The organism is Chitinophaga agri (assembly GCF_010093065.1).
GTDB classification, from domain to species: domain Bacteria; phylum Bacteroidota; class Bacteroidia; order Chitinophagales; family Chitinophagaceae; genus Chitinophaga; species Chitinophaga agri.
The window spans coordinates 5,442,414-5,460,596 of sequence record NZ_CP048113.1 but is presented as its reverse complement, the minus strand read 5'-3'; the positions used below and the strand labels follow the sequence as shown (position 1 = coordinate 5,460,596).

Genomic DNA, 18,183 nt, shown 5'->3' with positions numbered 1-18,183 from the left:
TTTATTGGTCTACGACTCAAACAAATCCGACATCGCGGATACCAGGTACTTTTCCTTTCTTGGTGCCAGTGGTATCTGATGCACAGGATACTTGCTCTTTCTGATCAGTTCCGCAGGATTATAACTGTTTGGACCAGCCTTGCGGTATTCATCCTTTGCTGCACATGCTATTACATCAATATTATGGTACAGCAGGAAGTTTCTGAAGATTCCCTTTCCGTTGCCGATTAAAAATTCTGTTTTCATGGAGTGAATAACAGAAGCATATTTATTTTTTATGATCTCACACGCGTCTTTATAGTCTGCCGTGATCAGGTCCTGGTGAGATGATCTTCTGGAGAGCATCATCAGGTCCATGATGGATGTAGGCATTTCTATAGCATGCATCAGAATAATATTAAGCGGTTCACCTCCAAAGCGTTCAACAACACCGTGCACTACGCGAAGAGACCGGATAGAAAAATCTGTAGGAATCAATACGTGCTTCATTGGTAATTTATTTGATACAAAGCTACCAGCACGAGATTAGCAACAGGTAAGTAAGAGATAAAAGGCGTTTAAAAAAAGGGTAAAAATGCTGTAAGAAAACGCCCCTGAGGTAAGAAATGCATCATAAAGCGGTAAGAAACCGGTAAGAAGCTAGCGTGATTCGGTATAGGTGGGCAGGGTGATGCGGATCTCTGTACCCTGGTCCTGGCGGCTGTTTACGATGATATTCCCCCCGTGTAGCCGTACGATATTACGGGCAAGAGGGAGCCCGATACCGTATCCTTTATAACCACTGGTATTAGAAGCACGGAAGAACGGATCATAGATAAATGGCAGGTCCTGTACGGGTATACCGATACCATTATCCTTTATAATAATGACATTATCCTTGTCGGTCGCAGCTAATGCGACAGAGGCCGGGCGGTTATCAGAGTATTTACAGGCGTTCTGGACAATATTGCTGAGGGCCAGCTGTAGCAGCTGCGGATCGCCTACAATAAACAGTTTATCCTCTTCTTCAGGCAGCATGGAATAGTCTATCTCCACGCGGTTATCAGGATTAATACGGTCAATTGTTTCTTTTACGGCAAAGATCAGCTCATCCGTACGGATCTTTTCCAGTCGCTGTTTCTTATCGGTGAAACCAGTCTGGGCAAGGCTCAGCAGGCTTTTTGTAATATGTTCCAGCCGCTCTGCCTCCTTGAGGATGACAGAAAGGGATTGCCGGTATTGTTCATCTGAGCGTTGCTTGTTCAGTGCGAGTTCAGCCTCCCCAATGATAGCGGTTAACGGCGTCCCTAATTCATGAGAGGCATTACTAACGAAGTTATTCTGGGTCTCGAAGGCCGTCTCGAGGCGATCCAGCATATTATTAAAGGTGAGCGCCAGCTCACTTACCTCATCATCACTGTCGGGCGTATCGAGCCGGAGATGGAGGTTATGCGCCCTGATATCTTTTACACGGGAGGTGATCTGTCGTACAGGTTGCAGGATGTAGCGTGAAAAGAACAGACCTGCTGTAACGATCACGACTGCCGCAATGGTCAGACAGATCAGCAATGTTCTCCTCAGTTCCGTCATGAATTCCTGTCCGTATACATTGCTGGCGGAGACGATCACAATGTAACTACCTGACTCATTTTCAAACAATACGCCCTGATAGAACGTCTCTCTATACCGGTAAGTGGCTTTACCGAAAGCTTTTACCTTGTCATAGAAACCTGAGCGTAAGGGGGCGAGTCCTTCGTAATGGGGTGGCTTACCTGTAGTATCGATGCGGATAAAGTATTCCTTTTCATGCGGGAGTCGCTCCAGGTGTTCATTCCTGATCTCGGCGTATGCGGCACTGTTACCTACATCCCGGGTAAGCCGGGCCCGGGCAGCTATATAGGCCCTGATCTCAAGGCGTTTGTAGAAGTCATCAAATGACTGCCGGTTAATAAGAAAATAAGCAAATGCCACCATCATGAGAATGATAGAAACTGTCAGTCCGGTAAACAGGCTTAATATCTTATTACGTATGGTCATTCTTCTTCTTTGAGCATATAACCCATGCCCACCACTGTTTGTATCAGGGCTGGCTGGTCTTTGCGGTTTACTTTTTTACGGAGATAGTTTACGTATACGTCAACGACTTTTGTATTCATATTAAAGTCAACGCCCCAGACATTTTCCAGTATTTCCATTCTGGACAGTACGCGGCGGGGATTGCGCATCATATATTCAAGCAGCCGGTATTCCGTGGCGGTCAGCACAATAGTTTCTCCATAACGGCTGGCACTTTTGGTATTCAGATCCAGTTCAAGGTCAGCGACTTTGAGGACGCTGGTATTGTGCTGGGTAGCAGCGGGCGTCACTGTGTTACTGGTATCGTTGTTCCGGCGTAAAAGTGAGCGGATACGGGCCAGGAGTTCAGCCTGTTTAAAAGGCTTGACCAGGTAATCATCAGCCCCACTATCCAGTCCGGCGACTACATTCTCGGTAGAGCCCAGCGCAGTAAGCATAAGAATAGGTGTGGTCATGTGTTGTTTGCGCAAAGCCTTACAAACGGCTATCCCGTTCATACCGGGCAGCATTACGTCCAGAATGATGAGCTGGAAGCTGTATTCTGTAGCCATCTGTAAGCCTGAATGGCCATCCAGGGCAACGCTGACGTCATAGCCTGCTTCATTAAGATAGCGGCGTATGAATGATACTACCGATGGTTCATCTTCAATTAGTAAAAGTTTCATTACATCTCTGATATGCTTTGCTACAAACAAAAAGCTCCTGGCGGAAGTCCTTTAGACCTCTTTCGCCAGGAGCTTTCCCATTATACTCTCGTAATATGATTAGTCCTTTACTACCAGGCGGAAGCCATTTCCATGGATATTAACGATTTCAATATCCGGATCTTCCTTCAGGTACTTACGTAGTTTAGCGATATAAACGTCCATACTACGGCCGTTAAAGTAGGTATCGCTACCCCATATTTTTTTCAGTGCCAGCTCTCTTGGCAGCAGGTCGTTCTTATGTTCACACAGCATACGCAGCAGTTCATTTTCCTTTGGAGACAGGGTGTGAGAATCGCCATCTCTGGTAAGGGTACGCAGGCGGGCGTTAAATGCATAACGGCCGATACGGAATTCGTGCTGTTCTTCTTCCTTGCTGTTCAGCTCCTGGTTGCGTTTGAGGATCGCCTTAATTTTGAGCAGTAACAGTTCACTGTCAAATGGTTTGGAGATATAGTCGTCTGCACCCAGTTTGTATCCATGGATCACATCTTCTTTCATTGTCTTGGCAGACAGGAAGAACAACGGAATGTCCGGATCAACGTCACGGATTTCTTCTGCCAGCTTGAAACCATCCATATTGGGCATCATGATATCCAGCAGGCAAATGTCAAATTTCTCGCGTCTGAAGGCTGCCAATGCAAGTATACCATCCCGGCACAACTCTACATCATAGTCATTCAGCTCGAGGTAATTCTTCAGTACCATACCCAGGTTGGTATCATCTTCGGCCAGCAATATCTTTGGTTTACGTTCTTCCATATTCAATAAAGTATTAATGTGCAAACAAATATAGGTATTATTATAGTCCGCAAATGACAGGCCATTGCATACAGAAAGTTAAAGTTAGGTGAAAAGAAGGTGACAGTTACCTGGGGAGGGGTTATTTCTTCAGCAGGGAGGTAAAGTTGTAACGGAGGTTTTTATACTCGACCATATCCACTTTAATACTACCTACGGAAATGGGGCTGTCTACACGCAGTGGTACTTTATTAGCATCATCACTTACCCATACGGTCATTTTTTCTCCGCCTTCGAACATGGTACCCTGTATCAGGAGCGGGGCAAACTTGATAGCACGGAACTTACCGAACTTGGTCTCCACGGTCTCTTTACCGATATAACGGATATAGATATTGTAAATCTTATCATCCAGGAACATGTTAAAGAAGATCTTATCCCCAGGTTTATACTTGTCAAAATTGATGTTACGGGCGTAGTAAATAGCGCTGATCACATCCTGTGTACAGTTGGGGATCTTGACGGTAGCGGTATTACTGACAGCTGTATTCTGCACCGGATTGAAGGTCACGTTCTGGTTGATCTTATAGCCACCTTCATTTACGTTTCTGATAAAGCGCATAGGCTGGAGGCTGGCGGTATCGACATAACTTTCGTACCTGTCGCGTACTTTAAAGAACCAGTCATAGGTGCGGAATGTTTTACCATCACCAGCAATGTGATATACGTCTCTTCCGTTCAGTTTTTCCAGGTTACAGGTAAATACGGCTTCACCGGCACCTACGAAGAGTTTACCGAGGTTGTAATACACCTTGAACGTAATACTTTCGCCGGCCTTGAAACTGGTATTGGTAAGTCCGCAGAATTCGTTCTGCGCGGATACAGGGCGGATAGTGGCCAGACTAATGATTAATAGTAGAAGAAACCTCATTGATGAAAGCTATTTTTCCTTAAAAATCTTTATTCCCAGCAACAGCACACTTCCTAAGATAGCTGGCAGAACCAGGTTAATTAGCCAGATGCATACAGTGGCAGCGATGATTCCCGGACTATTGGCACTCAGTAATCCCATAAAGTACAGGCTTACTTTCCCTCTGAGTCCAAGTTCCGCTATAGCGATAGTAGGTACGAGGGCCATTACAAGGTAAACAACAGCGTTCATCAAAAATCCTTGCCACCAGAGCATCTCAACGCCCAATGCGTCAAGCAAAATCAAATACTGTGCCGAGAAGACCACGTATCTGACGGCTGAGAGCAGGAGTAAATGCTCAAGGTCACCGGATGAGTAACGAACAATGATCTGCACAAATATCCTGGCTTTTCTCAGCAATGGGATCTTTTCAAATATGGCCAGGATGATCTGCAATCGAAAATATAACAATATGACCAAGGCGCAAATAACTATTAGCAACCCTAACAGGATTTTCTCCCAGAAATGGGGGGCGAAATAACCATTTCCCTTTACCAGCGGGAATTTGTTGATATAGTAGCACAGGCCAGTTAACCCAAAAATAATAGTGACGATCAGCTGGCTGAAGCTTCCTACCATGGTGGCAGCGATACCTTTCAGCTTACTGCGGTTATTTCTGAGGTACAATACCCTGCCACCATACTCACCGATACGGTTAGGGGTGTTGATAGAAAAGGAGACACCGGAAAGTACGGCACTGAACGCTCTCAGGAAGGAGATATGTTGTAAAGGCTTGACTAACAGTTGCCACTTACGGGCTTCCAGGCCCCAGTTCAGGAACATGCCAATAAGAACCAGCACTACCGCATAACCACCTCTGGTTCTAAGGGTTCCCATCATCTGCCATAAAGAAGCCTTCAGATTAGGCTGATGCAGCAATTGTGTATAGATAGAATAGGCTAACCACGTAAAAAGCACTGCTCCCAGCAGATAATTGAGAATTATTTTGGTATTTTTGTTCAGACATCAAGATTTTGGCAAAAATAAACTGTGGTTGGCAAACAAGTCAAAAATAATTCTGGGCATTGACCCCGGTACACTTGTGATGGGTTACGGACTGATACTTGTGGAAGGCTCCAAAGCCAGTTTACTGGAAATGAATGTACTCAAACTGTCCCGTCATAAAGACCACTACGAAAGGCTACAACTGATACACGCCCGAGTAAATGAACTGATACGCGAGCACAAACCGGTTTCCTGCGCAATTGAAGCTCCTTTCTTTGGTAAGAATGTGCAGAGTATGTTGAAACTGGGCCGTGCACAGGGCGTCGCAATTGCAACCGCCATGCAGGCGGGAGTACCTGTAACGGAATATTCTCCCAAAAAAGTCAAACAGTCTATTACCGGCAATGGCAATGCCGACAAAGAGCAGATTTGGCAGATGTTACAAAGAATACTACATTTTAATGAACGCCCGGATTTCCTGGATGCTTCAGATGCGCTCGCAGTAGCGGTGTGTCATTTCTTTCAGGAGTCAAGCGTGTTACCGGATACAAGTAAAGCCAAAGGATGGGATAAGTTCCTTCAACAGCACCCCGACAGAATTGTAAGATAATATTTTGTGTGACAGATAATTCCAGGTTTAACGCTGACGTTTTTCCAGAAGTTAATAATTTGTATTTACTTTGAATTAAAATCTTCATAAACGCTCCCATAAGGTACTGGGGCTTTTCACCATTAATATGGTATTTATATAATCAGCATCACAAGCTATGAAAGCAAGAATCCTATTGGTGGAAGATGATCAGAATGTTGGTGCGGTGACTAAGAAACGACTGGAAGAAGCAGGCTACGACGTAGTACATAGCACAGACGGACAGATGGCCTGGGAACAATTCCAGTCGAGAACCTTTGACATATGTTTACTGGATGTTGTTATGCCTAAAAAAGACGGCTTTACACTGGCAGAACAGATCCGGAGAAAAAATGACTTCATTCCCATACTCTTTCTGACTTCGAAAGCGCTGGATGAGGATAAGATCAAAGGCTTTAAAACCGGCGCAGATGATTACATAACCAAACCATTCAGCATGCAGGAACTGCTGCTGCGCATCGAAGTATTCCTGAAGAGGAGTAAAGCCGCTCACATCGCATCAGAAAAACGCACCCAATACAATATTGGTAAACTTACCTTTGACTACAACGATCTGATCCTCCGTGAAAAGAACGGAGAGGTATCAAGTACACTTACACAAAAAGAAGCTGACCTGTTGAAGTATCTTTGCGATAACGCCAACAAGACACTCAAAAGGGAAGAAATATTATTCCATGTATGGGGCAAGGATGACTATTTCCTGGGCCGTAGCATGGATGTATTTATTACAAAACTGAGAAAACATTTTAAGTCAGATCCCACTATTAAACTGGAAACCCTACATGGAGTAGGATTTCGGTTTAACGTTCCAGGCCAGCTATAATCTGTTGCTGTACAGCCTTAAATTCTTCTTCCGTTAATTTCAGCTTAGGACGAGCAAAATTCATATCATCAGCAGTATTGATGGGTATCAAATGCATATGCGCATGAGGCACCTCAAGACCGATAACACTCATACCTACACGATTGCAGGGAAAACTACGCTCTATAGACTGAGCAATAGGCTTTGCAAACAGTAACCACTCACCCAGCAGGTCATCTGTTACGTCAAAAAACTTATCTATCTCTACTTTGGGTACTATCAGCGTATGCCCTTTCATTAACGGGAATATGTCCAGAAACGCATAGAAGTGATCGTTCTCCGCTATCTTATAACTTGGTATCTCTCCTTTGATGATCTTTGTGAACACTGACATGTGGGTTTCATTTTAATACGCATAAAGTTATAAAAAAAAGCCCGCCCTTGCTGGAAACAAGGGCGGGCTTTTATGCAAATTAGTTTTGTGTACTATTAAATAGTGATGTTCTCTATTTTGAACTTCATACTACCGTTAGGCGCCTGCACATCAGCGACCTCTCCTACTGCTTTCCCCAACAAACCCTTTCCGATAGGAGATGTCACAGAGATCTTGTTCTGTTTCAGATCAGCTTCCTTCTCTGATACCAGTTGATAGGTAAATGTCTTCTTATTAGCCATATTTGTAATAGTTACCTTACACAATATGGATACTTTAGAGGTATCAATGGAATCAGCTTCGACCACTCTTGCTGTCGCAATAGCGTTCTCCAGTACTGCCACCTTGGCTTCATGCATACCCTGAGCTTCTTTGGCAGCATCATACTCCGCATTTTCCTTAAGGTCACCCTTTTCCCGCGCTTCCGCAATCGCCCTGGCTATTTCTGCGCGACCCTTGGTCTTCAGGAAGCTGAGTTCCTCACGCATCTGGTCCAGGGTTTCTTTGGTAACGTAGTTTATACCAGACATAACGTTATGTTTTAGAAATAAAGAAAAAAAATCAACGCCTCCGTTTGAACAGAAGCGTTGCAAGATTGGTATATCGCAAATATAATATTTTTTACATCACCCCGCCGCTTTCATCTACAAATATTGTCACATCTACATTATTTGTAATAAAACAGCTGAACCTGGCGGTCCTAGATGATATGCAGTTTTTCCAGCACTATTCTGGCCATCTTGATACTGGCCTCATGGGAATATCCTCCGATATGCGGGGTCATCACTACATTGGACATTTTCAACAGCTTTTCAAACTGCTCTTTCTCCACTGCACTATAGGTAGAGAGCTTCTCATTTTCCAGTACATCCAGGCACGCGCCGGCAATAATACCTTCTTCCAGTGCTGCAATGATATCAGGAGTATTCACAATTTTACCCCTTGCCGCGTTAATAAAACGGATGGGCTTTTTGAAGGATCTGAAGAAAGCCTCGTTTGCCAGATGATGCGTCTCTTCTGTCAGCGGCAGGTGCACACTGATCACATCTGCCTTTTCATAGAGCTCTTCCATCGTGGCTTCCCTTACGTATGCATCACTGAAGCCGGTTTTGTACTTATCATAGGCCAGTATCTCTACATCAAATCCTCTCAGCTTGCGGGCAAAAGCCCCACCGGTATTACCATATCCGATAATACCCACTGTCCTGCCGCCCAGTTCATCAGCCCTGTTACCATCACGCTCCCAGATACCCTGCCGTAACTCCAGGTTACTTTTCAGGATATTGTTCATCAGCACCAGCAACATACCAACGGCCTGCTCTCCTACTGTATCCCTGTTTCCTTCCGGACTGCTTACACACTTAATACCTTTACTCTCCGCATAGGCCACATCTATCAGTTCCATACCACTACCCAAACGGCCTATCCACGCTAACTGTCCCGCGCGGTCCAGCATGCCTTTATCTACTTTGATCCTGGTAGTTACGATCATACCAGTGAACGCCGGAATGGCAGCCACCACTTCATCATGTGTGATGGATGGCTGATAACTAACTTCAAAACCTTTCTCCTCCAGCTTGTGGATCAGATAATTATGCACCTTGGCGGTGATCAATACTTTCCTGCTCATATCATCTTATGCGATAATGCTGCAAAATCAGCAATACTCAGCTCTTCAGCTCTCTTATTGAAAATGCTGTCCTGCAGTGTTTCTTTATCAAATAGTCCTTTTAACGGATTGCGTAACTGCTTACGTCGCTGTCCGAAGGCCGTCTTTACCAACACAAAAAACTTACGTTCACTGGCAATGTCATACTCCTGCTCCAGCCTGTGTAACCTGATAACAGCAGATTTCACCTTCGGCGGTGGATTAAAACAGTTCTCATGCACCTCAAACAGGTACTCCACCCGGTAAAATGCCTGGATCAGTACACTCAGAATGCCATATTCTTTCCCTTTGGTGGCAGCAATACGCAATGCCACTTCCTTCTGGAACATACCTACCACTGTAGGCACCTGCTGGCGCCATTCCAGTATCCGGAACATGATCTGTGAAGAAATGTTATAAGGGAAATTACCGATCACATTGAACTCGCCCTGGTAAGGTACAGGGGTGTCAAGAATGCTTTCATTGACAATCTTGCCCCGTATTTCAGGGTAAGTTTTCTCGAGATACTGAACTTTTTCAGTATCCAGCTCCACAGCCTTGAAGTGAACATCTGGTATCTGTAACAGGTATTTGGTGATGGCACCCGCTCCGGGCCCCACTTCCACTATTTGCTGCCCAGGCACTACAGGTAATGATTCTACTATCTTCCTGCAGATATTTTCATCCTTCAGGAAATGCTGCCCCAGAGATTTTTTGAGTGTATACATGATTAGCCAGCAAAATTAAGGAAAACTTAGCAGGAAAGCTGCACGATACCACTGGTTTGCCTATACCGCGTCCCGGCTATTATCCTTATATTTGCCCATTATTCTCCAATAAACATGAGTAGCAACACGCATACAAATAAACCGGTCATCGGTATTACAGTTGGCGACATCAACAGCATCGGGACAGAGCTTATCATCAAAACCTTTGCTGACGTGAGAATGCTGGAATTCTGCACACCGGTAATATTTGCTTCCAATAAAACCATCAACTTCTACAGGAAGCTGATGAATGAAAACAACTTCAATTACCAGAGCATCAAGGAATTTGCCCGTCTGAACCACAAACAGGTAAACGTATTCAACTGCTGGGATGAAGAAGTACAGATCACTCCTGGCATACTGAATGAAGTGGGTGGCAAATATGCAGCCCGCTCACTGGCCGTAGCAATTGAATGCCTGAAGGAGGGACACATCGAAGGACTGATCACAGCACCTATCCATAAAAAGAATATTCAGAGCCAGCAGTTTAACTACACTGGCCATACGCCTTATCTGCGTGACGCATTTGAGGCCAAAGACGTTCTGATGTTCATGACCGCCGAGAACATGAGAGTCGGGTTGCTGACGGAACACGTTCCTGTAGCAGAGATCTCCAGATATGTCAAAAAAGACAATATCCTGGCAAAGCTGCAGATGATGGAAGAGAGCCTGATAAAAGATTTCGGTATAGACAGTCCACGCATTGCTGTATTGGGTCTGAATCCTCATGCAGGTGATGATGGACTGATCGGCCAGGAGGAAATCAAGGAGATCATCCCCGCCATCAATCAGGCAAAGAGCAATGGGTTACTTTGCTTCGGTCCATATAGCGCTGATGCGTTCTTCGCCCGCAATATGCACGAGCAGTTTGACGGGGTGCTGGCCATGTACCACGATCAGGGGCTGATCCCTTTCAAATCACTGGCTGCGGGAGATGGCATCAACTACACTGCTGGTCTGCCTATTGTACGCACCTCTCCTGATCATGGAACAGCATTTGACATCGCTGGTAAAAACCTGGCTGATCCTAACTCTTTCCGTCAGGCGATATTTACCTGTCTGGACATCCTGGAAAAGAGAGAGACTTACGCTGAGAATACCCGTAATCCACTGAAGAAAATAGAGCTGGCTTCCGAATAGTGAACCATACATATAAATAGAAGGGGAGTACGGTGCATCACACTGTACTCCCTTTCTATTTATTATAATATTTATATATGAAATGATATAAGTTCCAGCATTCCTTTACGCTCTCCCTTATAAACCCGGTTATGCCCGTTCAGCGCCATTTCGGCTGATTGCATATCATATACTTCTATCCGGTCGGCCTCCAGTAATGATAACAGGTTTAATATCTTCTTACGGCTGAATTGCTGTAAACGGCTGCCTATATAGCTTTCCATAGTGTCCAGCATTTCTGTGGCCTTAGACACAGAACCTACCGGCAATCCTTCGGCATATACCATGTAGTCCATGATCACGGCATTCTGCTTCGTTCTGCCAGTGAAATTCCGCATAATGCTCAGAAACTGTTCTTCTGAGATGTAGTGCATAATACCCTCGAATATGATCAGCGCCGGCTGCTGCGGATCATATCCGGCATCAAGCAAGGTATTCATCAACTGATGTGTATTATTAATATCAGCCTGTAATGTGTGCAGTCTCTCGTCATTGAAATGGATAGCCGCATATATATCCTGTTTCTCCCGCATATTAGCACTATCCACCTCATAGATCGTCAGGTCACGATCGGGGAAATAATCAGTGATCTGTAATGCCAGCGGATCAAGTCCTGCGGCCAGTATACATACCTGCGTCCTTGACTGATTCGCCATCAGTTCACGAATGAGCTGTCTGACCATTCTTTTCCTAAGTAATAATGCCTCACGGAATAAAGGGGTGATCCTGGTTAATTCATCAGCCAAACTCTTCACCTGGCTAAAATCGATGTGGGACAAGTAAGATCTTCCCCACCCCTCTTCATACAAACTTTTGACATAGGTCAATACCAATGCTGAAGTGGAAGCCACACTCAGCTTGTTCACACCAGTTTTCATGGAATTTACATTTTCAAGGTTAACAGTTGACAGGGTTAATTTGTTAACGTGCTATTTAAAGTTAATGCCTGGGACTGATGTAGCCTTGCAGGAACAATAAAAAAGGCCCGGACAGTGGGCACCGTCCGGACCATAAAAGGCAAAAATACTTATGTACTCATTATTTGATCTGAGCCAGCAAACCTTTGGTATACGCCTCTCCCCAATGTGGAGCAATGCTACTTGCTGGTTTAAATGTGCTGAACTTCTGTAAAGCTACTTCGAACTTCTTCTTTGCTTCTGTTTTGCTACCACCAAACTGCTCCGGTGTGAAGAACAGTGACTGTCCCTGCAGCATGTATACTCTTGGATTTTCCTGGTTGATCTGATTCGCCTGTACCAGCAGACTCGCTGATTCCATACCGTATTTCATGCCTCTGCTCATCGGGTCTACACGTATACGGGAAGTTGCGATCAGTGATTTCACACAGCTGATCTCATCATTCTTAGGACTGATAGCTTCCGCCTGTTCAATATTCACGGCTGCCTTGTCAGACAGGTCATCTACCTTATCATTGTTCTTCTGCATCAGGGAGCTCATTACATAGCAGTAGCTGGCGTAGTAGAAAGGCAGCCACTGCGTTTTTTCCGCTGCACCGATACGTTCAAATGTATTAGCAATTTCAAGCAATTTATCCGGGTTAAAATTGGTTGAATCATCCAGCAAAGCAACCTGTTTAGTCATGGCGCCTTCATATTGTGCGCTCTGCGCCATCGAAAAAGAGGCAAGGCCAACTAACAGACAAATGGAAAATAAAATGCGCTTCATTGTAAGTGGTTTAAAAGTGTTAAGTGTTTATATAATGGTTTTAGAATGGACTATAGGTTGTTGATCACATCTTGTCTTCTGTCAACACCGAAGTTCATGAACATACCGAGATAAATGAATCGTGGCATATTCGGAACGATCTCCTGCCTGCGCAGTTTATCGGTTGAGTAGCGGTAGCCGTATACCTGTTTGATGTTAGGAGCATTGGATACTGACAGTACAAAGATGGTGAACGCCTTACGGATAGAGGTCAGGTAACTTGCACTTACACCGACTGAATTATACGTCATTGTTTTCTCTGACATGAATTTGTTCTCTGGCAGGTTCGGATTGTAATACGGTCTGCCGGTTGAGAAGCTGTATGTAACGCCCAGGTTCGTCGTGATCGCCGGTATATAATATTTGTATACAACACTCAGCGTATGTTTTGCAGCAAAGTCAGGCTGTACTTCGAACGGATAGTTCAGGTAGTTACGTTTGGTATCCAGGTAAGAATAGGAGATCCAGTAGTCGGTATTCTTAAGCGTCTTTTTATCGCGCCAGAACACTTCTATACCTTTTGCGTAACCAGTACCTGATGTACTGGTATCAATACCGGTTTTAACCAGGTCATGATACTTTTTATAAAAGCCCTCCACACGGAATGTATAGTTTTTTGACACAAGTTGATAACTGGCGATGTAGTGTGTTGCCCTGGTGAATCCGAGATCATGTTTAAAACGGAGATACTGTTGTTCCGGCTTCTGATAGAATTCACCATAGGCGAATGATACCTGACTATTAGCCGTTAATCTGTATGCCAGCGATGCACGTGGTGCGATATTAGCTTTGGAAATGATAGAGGTGTACTCTGCCCTTCCACCTACACGGCCTACAAGTCTTGGCGTGATGTATATATCGCTTTCAATGAACCCGGCTGTGTAATTATCTACATAGTTGGCTCTCCAGCCACCAAAATTTGACTTTTCAACACCATACTGATATTCACCGCCGAACCGCAATACAGAGTACTGGCCAAAGCCTTTTGTCAGTACGACGCGTGCCTGTGTAAGCTGTGACTGATTTTTACCCTGTAAAGGTGAAGACTTCTGTAGTGTATCCAGATTAATATCATCTGTATTGGCACTAAAGGAAAAACCTGCGTTCAGTTTCCAGTCATGTCCCAGGCTTTCTTTATATGTCAGGTTGGTATATACATTCTGATTTTTAAGTTCAAACAGCTCATCAAAGCCAGGATATTCAAGACTCGGGCGGATGGTTCCCATATTGGTACGGTTGTAATATCCGTAGAATTTGATCATGCCGGTAGAAGACGTTTTTCTACGGAAGTTGGCAGATGTACCAATGATCTCCGGATCTTTACTAAAGGCATATTTTGGCTTTACCACACCCAGGTAAGGTCCGAGGTTGGTATAGTCTGCTTCTACGCCAAATGATCCTTTTTTATCCTTCATCAGCTCTTCCAGTCCGCCGTTTATGCCGATCACGGAAGCGCCGAGGGTATAGGAAGAACGCTGTGGCAGGTCGGTAGATTCCAGTATCAGTGCAGAAGAAAGTCCCTGGCCATACTGAGCGGAATATCCACCACTGCTAAAGGTAGTTCCTTTAAACAGGAAAGGTGAAAAACGGCCACGTCCCGGCTGATCAGGCAGTCCTGAAAAGAAGGGGTTACGTACCATCATACCATCAATGAAGGTCTGTGTTTCGTAACCGGTACCGCCACGTACGAACAACCCTTCCCGGTCATTGGTTTGCTGTGTACCAGGTAATGTCTTCAGTGCGTTGACAATATCAGCACCGGCACCGGCAGTTGTCACGATATCCAGCGGTTTCAGGACAGTCGTTTTACCTTCGTCACTGGCTTCAAAACTACCTGCGCTGATCGTCACTACTTTCAGGTCATTGATATTATTTCTCATGATAATATTTACCTCCTGAGGCCCGGTAATGAATATTTTTTGTTCCTGACTGGTATAACCGAGTAAGGTAGCGGTGATATATTGAGATCCTTTGCTGTCAGTGGTAAATGAGTACGATCCGTCGGCGCCGCTGGTGGCACCATCATAGGTGTCTTTTATGGCAATATTGACCCCTTGCAACGGGCGCTTTTTGCTATCAGTGATCTTACCGGAAATTCGCTGCTGTCCCATCATGCAGACCGGTAAAAGCAATGTTAACAGAATCAGGTTAAAGTGTTTCATGGGGGAGGTGAATTTTTAACAAAACTACTTGCGCTACAGTCCCTTTTCAATCCATAAAAGGCAAAGACAGGGATTAATCTCGGTGAAAACAGGGGATTTGTCGGTAGGAATAGCGCATAAAGATAGGGAATAAAAAAAGCTCACCGGTAAAACCGGTGAGCTTGATAAAAAGAGGTATGCTGATTAAGCGAATCTTGGTTTCAGTTCGTTTGCCAGTGTTACCATGCGTTTGATACCGTCATCAGGCAGGTTACCCTTCTTGAATTCGGTCAGCACTTCAGGCAGACGTACTTCCAGTTCGTTCAGGAATGCTTCTTCGAATGCTTTTACGTTCTTAACAGGAACATCACGCAGCAGACCCTGAGTACCCAGGTAGATCATTGCTACCTGTTTTTCCACAGCGTATGGAGTGAACTGAGCCTGTTTCAGGATTTCCACGTTACGAGCACCTTTGTCCAGTACGGCTTTAGTTGCAGCATCGAGGTCACCACCGAATTTAGAGAACGCTTCCATCTCACGATATTGTGCCTGGTCCAGTTTCAGGGTACCAGATACTTTCTTCATGGATTTGATCTGAGCGTTACCACCTACACGGCTTACGGAGATACCTACGTTGATTGCCGGGCGGATACCTGCGTTGAACAGGTTGGATTCCAGGAAGATCTGACCGTCAGTGATGGAGATTACGTTTGTTGGGATGTAAGCAGATACGTCACCAGCCTGTGTTTCGATGATAGGCAATGCTGTCAGGGAACCACCACCTTTCACCAGGTGTTTGATAGATTCCGGCAGGTCGTTCATCTGTTTTGCGATGTCATCCTTACCGATCACTTTCGCAGCACGTTCGAGCAGACGGGAGTGAAGGTAGAATACGTCACCTGGGTAAGCTTCACGACCAGGAGGACGACGCAGCAGCAGGGACACCTCACGGTAAGCTACGGCCTGTTTAGACAGATCATCATAAACGATCAGCGCAGGACGACCGGTATCACGGAAGAACTCACCGATGGCAGCACCAGCGAATGGAGCGTAGAACTGCAGTGGAGCTGGATCAGCAGCAGATGCAGCAACGATAGTAGTGTAAGCCATTGCACCAGCTTCCTGCAGGGTTTTCATAACACCTGCGATAGTGGATGCTTTCTGACCTACTGCTACGTAGATACAATATACTGGTTTACCAGCGTCAAAGAACTCTTTCTGGTTGATGATGGTGTCGATACAGATCGCGGTTTTACCGGTCTGACGGTCGCCGATCACCAGCTCACGCTGACCACGACCAACCGGGATCATGGCGTCGATCGCCTTGATACCTGTCTGCAGTGGTTCTTTTACTGGTTCACGGAACAGAACACCCGGAGCTTTACGTTCCAGTGGCATTTCGTACAGTTCGCCAGTGATTGGGCCTTTACCATCGATAGCAACACCCAGGGTATTTACAACACGACCGACCATACCTTCACCTACTTTGATAGATGCGATCTGGCCAGTACGGCGTACTTTAAAACCTTCTTTAATCTCTCCGGAGTCACCCATCAAAACCACACCTACGTTGTCTTCTTCCAGGTTCAGTGCAATAGCTTTTACGCCATTCTCAAACTCAACCAGTTCTCCGTAACCAACGTTGTTTAATCCATAAATGCGAGCGATACCATCTCCAACCTGCAGTACTGTACCAACCTCTTCCAGGTCAGCAGCAGCATTGAAGTTGCTTAGTTGCTGGCGTAATATCGCCGAAATTTCATCAGGTTTTATCTCCACCATAATGTATGCTTTTATTAAAAAGTCGTTAAAAGAATGAATATAACGACAACAGCTTTGCGTGTACGCAGCGGCTGCTGTTAATTGTTTTATCTAATATTATGAACGTATATGTTCTCAGCAAATTGCTTTTTGATATCGTTCAGATCACGCAGTATGGAAGCATCGAACAGGTTATTGTTAGATTCCAGTACGAAACCACCGATCAGCTCAGGGTTTACCGCTGTTTCCATAGCTACTGTCTTATCTGTACCTGCCTGTACTTTGGTTTTGATAACGTTCAGTACGGCTGGATCCAGCGGAACAGCAGTGGTGATCTTTACTTTACTGATGTTTTTCAGTACATCATACTGTTTGCTGAACTCCTGTGCGATTTCAGGCAGGTTGCCTTCTCTTCCTTTCACTACCAGCAGCTTAACGAAAGCAGCCGTAACAGCGTTCACTTTACCTTCAAAGATCGCAGACAGGATCTGTTGCTTCTTGTCAGGCTTAATGATCGGACTTTTCAGCAGGGCTACCACATCCGGATTGGTTTTGGAAAGCTGCTGCAGGAATTGCATATCAGCGTTCACAGCTTCCAGCTGTCCTTTTTCGGAGGACAGATCTACCAGAGATTTTGCATAGCGGGATGCTAAACGGGGATTCTGCATATTGTTATATCTTTTGGCCTTTCAAGTTGAAAGCTACAGGAAAAAGGACAACAAGTCATTCTCTCCTGTAGCTTCCGGCTGGATCAGCCTATCTCTTTAGTTTAATTTTATTTCTCCTGCCAGTTCTTTGATGTAGCTTTCCTGAGCTGTCTTGTCAGCCAGTTCTTTGCGTAACACCTTCTCAGCAACTTCAATTACCAGTTTACCAACCTGATTTTTAACGTCTGTCAGAGCAGCCATTTTCTGGTTGTCGATAGCAGTGTATGCTTCGCTGATAATCTTTTTAGCTTCTGCCTGAGCCTGAGCTTTAGCTTCGCTGAGGATCTGATCTTTAGCATCTTTTGCTTCCTTCAGAATCTTGCTTCTCTCAGCTTTCGCCTCTGCCAGTACATGCTCATGTTCAGCTTTCATCTGAGCCATTTCGTCCTTCACTCTCTCTGCAGATGCGATAGCATCAGCAATAGATGTTTCCCTTTCTTTCAGCGTAGAGAGGATTGGTTTCCACGCGAATTTCTTCAGGATAAGGAATACAATAATGAATATGATTAATGAAATGAAAAACAAGCCTAACGCGGGCTGTAACAGATCCATGATTATGAATATTTAATTTGTTCGCAAGTTGTTTGATAAGCAATCCGGATACACATCCTTAAAGTAAAAGATTACTGCATCCTTTGCCCTGTGCGCGGGATGCAGTAATAAGTTAGCCTTACAGCACTACTGCCAGCAGACCTGCGATAACGCCGAACAGGGCAACACCCTCTACCAGCGCCGCAGCCAGGATCATGTTTGCACGGATGTCGTTCGCAGCTTCTGGCTGACGAGCGATGGATTCCAGCGCGCTCTTACCGATGTTACCTACACCGATACCAGCAGCGATAGCCGCGATACCAGCACCAATAGCACCACCAGCCTTAGCCAGACCTGCGGAAGCCGCAGCAGCTGCAGCAGCTTCAGGAGCAGCCTGCAATAAAACAGTTAAAATTGCCATAATG

At 45.1% G+C, this 18,183-nt stretch carries 20 protein-coding genes; 3 read left to right on the top strand and 17 right to left on the bottom strand.

Going from position 1 to position 18,183, the window contains the following annotated elements:
* Positions 1-9 precede the first annotated feature (9 nt).
* From GWR21_RS21820 to GWR21_RS21795, 6 genes are all read right to left on the bottom strand, one after another.
* Positions 10-489 carry a hypothetical protein gene (locus tag GWR21_RS21820; RefSeq protein ID WP_162333797.1) on the bottom strand — a complete coding sequence of 160 codons (480 nt, stop codon included), beginning with the start codon at positions 487-489 and terminating at the stop codon, positions 10-12.
* A 150-nt stretch (positions 490-639) separates the two neighbouring features.
* Positions 640-2,016: a HAMP domain-containing sensor histidine kinase gene (locus tag GWR21_RS21815; protein WP_162333796.1), complete on the bottom strand. Its 1,377-nt coding sequence runs from the start codon at positions 2,014-2,016 to the stop codon at positions 640-642.
* The gene (locus tag GWR21_RS21810; RefSeq protein WP_162333795.1) at positions 2,013-2,720 is read right to left on the bottom strand and encodes a response regulator transcription factor; all 708 of its coding nucleotides are present in this window, start codon (positions 2,718-2,720) and stop codon (positions 2,013-2,015) included. The genes GWR21_RS21815 and GWR21_RS21810 overlap by 4 nt, the downstream gene beginning before the upstream one ends.
* Positions 2,721-2,819: 99 nt before the next feature.
* A complete protein-coding gene (locus tag GWR21_RS21805) occupies positions 2,820-3,521 on the bottom strand; it encodes a response regulator transcription factor (RefSeq protein ID WP_162333794.1) in 702 nt (233 codons plus the stop codon).
* 121 nt (positions 3,522-3,642) lie between these two features.
* On the bottom strand, positions 3,643-4,431 hold the full coding sequence (locus GWR21_RS21800) for a DUF3108 domain-containing protein (RefSeq protein WP_162333793.1): 789 nt from the start codon (positions 4,429-4,431) through the stop codon (positions 3,643-3,645).
* A gap of 9 nt (positions 4,432-4,440) precedes the next feature.
* Entirely contained in the window at positions 4,441-5,388 is a 948-nt protein-coding gene (locus tag GWR21_RS21795) for a lysylphosphatidylglycerol synthase domain-containing protein (protein WP_162333792.1), read from the bottom strand.
* A gap of 76 nt (positions 5,389-5,464) precedes the next feature.
* Between GWR21_RS21795 and ruvC the strand changes: the two genes are divergently transcribed.
* Together ruvC and GWR21_RS21785 are read left to right on the top strand one after the other, a co-directional pair.
* Positions 5,465-6,025, top strand: a complete 561-nt coding sequence (ruvC, locus tag GWR21_RS21790) for a crossover junction endodeoxyribonuclease RuvC (protein ID WP_238429943.1) — start codon at positions 5,465-5,467, stop codon at positions 6,023-6,025.
* 157 nt (positions 6,026-6,182) lie between these two features.
* Complete coding sequence (locus tag GWR21_RS21785; RefSeq protein ID WP_162333790.1) at positions 6,183-6,887, top strand: response regulator transcription factor; 705 nt, start codon at positions 6,183-6,185, stop codon at positions 6,885-6,887.
* Here GWR21_RS21785 and GWR21_RS21780 read toward each other — a convergent pair.
* The 4 genes from GWR21_RS21780 to rsmA all read right to left on the bottom strand — a co-directional run bounded on the left by GWR21_RS21780 (position 6,865) and on the right by rsmA (position 9,675).
* Positions 6,865-7,260: an HIT family protein gene (locus GWR21_RS21780; RefSeq protein WP_162333789.1), complete on the bottom strand. Its 396-nt coding sequence runs from the start codon at positions 7,258-7,260 to the stop codon at positions 6,865-6,867. The two genes, GWR21_RS21785 and GWR21_RS21780, sit on opposite strands and share 23 nt — an antisense overlap.
* 95 nt (positions 7,261-7,355) lie before the next feature.
* Positions 7,356-7,829, bottom strand: a complete 474-nt coding sequence (gene greA, locus GWR21_RS21775) for a transcription elongation factor GreA (protein ID WP_162333788.1) — start codon at positions 7,827-7,829, stop codon at positions 7,356-7,358.
* Positions 7,830-7,999: 170 nt separating this feature from the next.
* Entirely contained in the window at positions 8,000-8,929 is a 930-nt protein-coding gene (locus tag GWR21_RS21770; RefSeq protein WP_162333787.1) for an NAD(P)-dependent oxidoreductase, read from the bottom strand.
* Positions 8,926-9,675 (bottom strand): 16S rRNA (adenine(1518)-N(6)/adenine(1519)-N(6))-dimethyltransferase RsmA, encoded by a 750-nt coding sequence (gene rsmA, locus GWR21_RS21765; protein WP_162333786.1) that lies wholly within the window; start codon positions 9,673-9,675, stop codon positions 8,926-8,928. Before rsmA ends, GWR21_RS21770 begins: the two co-directional genes overlap by 4 nt.
* Positions 9,676-9,789: 114 nt before the next feature.
* Here rsmA and pdxA point away from each other — a divergent pair, with 114 nt between their 5' ends.
* Positions 9,790-10,854, top strand: a complete 1,065-nt coding sequence (gene pdxA, locus GWR21_RS21760; protein WP_162333785.1) for a 4-hydroxythreonine-4-phosphate dehydrogenase PdxA — start codon at positions 9,790-9,792, stop codon at positions 10,852-10,854.
* 71 nt (positions 10,855-10,925) lie between these two features.
* Here the strand turns inward: pdxA and GWR21_RS21755 are convergent, their stop codons facing one another.
* The 7 genes from GWR21_RS21755 to atpE all read right to left on the bottom strand — a co-directional run bounded on the left by GWR21_RS21755 (position 10,926) and on the right by atpE (position 18,179).
* Positions 10,926-11,771, bottom strand: a complete 846-nt coding sequence (locus tag GWR21_RS21755; protein ID WP_162333784.1) for a class I SAM-dependent methyltransferase — start codon at positions 11,769-11,771, stop codon at positions 10,926-10,928.
* A 160-nt stretch (positions 11,772-11,931) separates the two neighbouring features.
* A complete protein-coding gene (locus GWR21_RS21750) occupies positions 11,932-12,579 on the bottom strand; it encodes a hypothetical protein (RefSeq protein WP_162333783.1) in 648 nt (215 codons plus the stop codon).
* 50 nt (positions 12,580-12,629) lie between these two features.
* Complete coding sequence (locus GWR21_RS21745; RefSeq protein ID WP_162333782.1) at positions 12,630-14,780, bottom strand: TonB-dependent receptor; 2,151 nt, start codon at positions 14,778-14,780, stop codon at positions 12,630-12,632.
* A gap of 183 nt (positions 14,781-14,963) precedes the next feature.
* On the bottom strand, positions 14,964-16,541 hold the full coding sequence (gene atpA, locus GWR21_RS21740; protein WP_162333781.1) for a F0F1 ATP synthase subunit alpha: 1,578 nt from the start codon (positions 16,539-16,541) through the stop codon (positions 14,964-14,966).
* An 86-nt stretch (positions 16,542-16,627) separates the two neighbouring features.
* Positions 16,628-17,188 carry an ATP synthase F1 subunit delta gene (gene atpH / locus GWR21_RS21735; RefSeq protein ID WP_162333780.1) on the bottom strand — a complete coding sequence of 187 codons (561 nt, stop codon included), beginning with the start codon at positions 17,186-17,188 and terminating at the stop codon, positions 16,628-16,630.
* Positions 17,189-17,284: 96 nt separating this feature from the next.
* Positions 17,285-17,779 carry a F0F1 ATP synthase subunit B gene (gene atpF, locus GWR21_RS21730; RefSeq protein ID WP_162333779.1) on the bottom strand — a complete coding sequence of 165 codons (495 nt, stop codon included), beginning with the start codon at positions 17,777-17,779 and terminating at the stop codon, positions 17,285-17,287.
* A gap of 118 nt (positions 17,780-17,897) precedes the next feature.
* Entirely contained in the window at positions 17,898-18,179 is a 282-nt protein-coding gene (atpE, locus tag GWR21_RS21725; RefSeq protein WP_012788904.1) for an ATP synthase F0 subunit C, read from the bottom strand.
* Positions 18,180-18,183 lie beyond the last annotated feature (4 nt).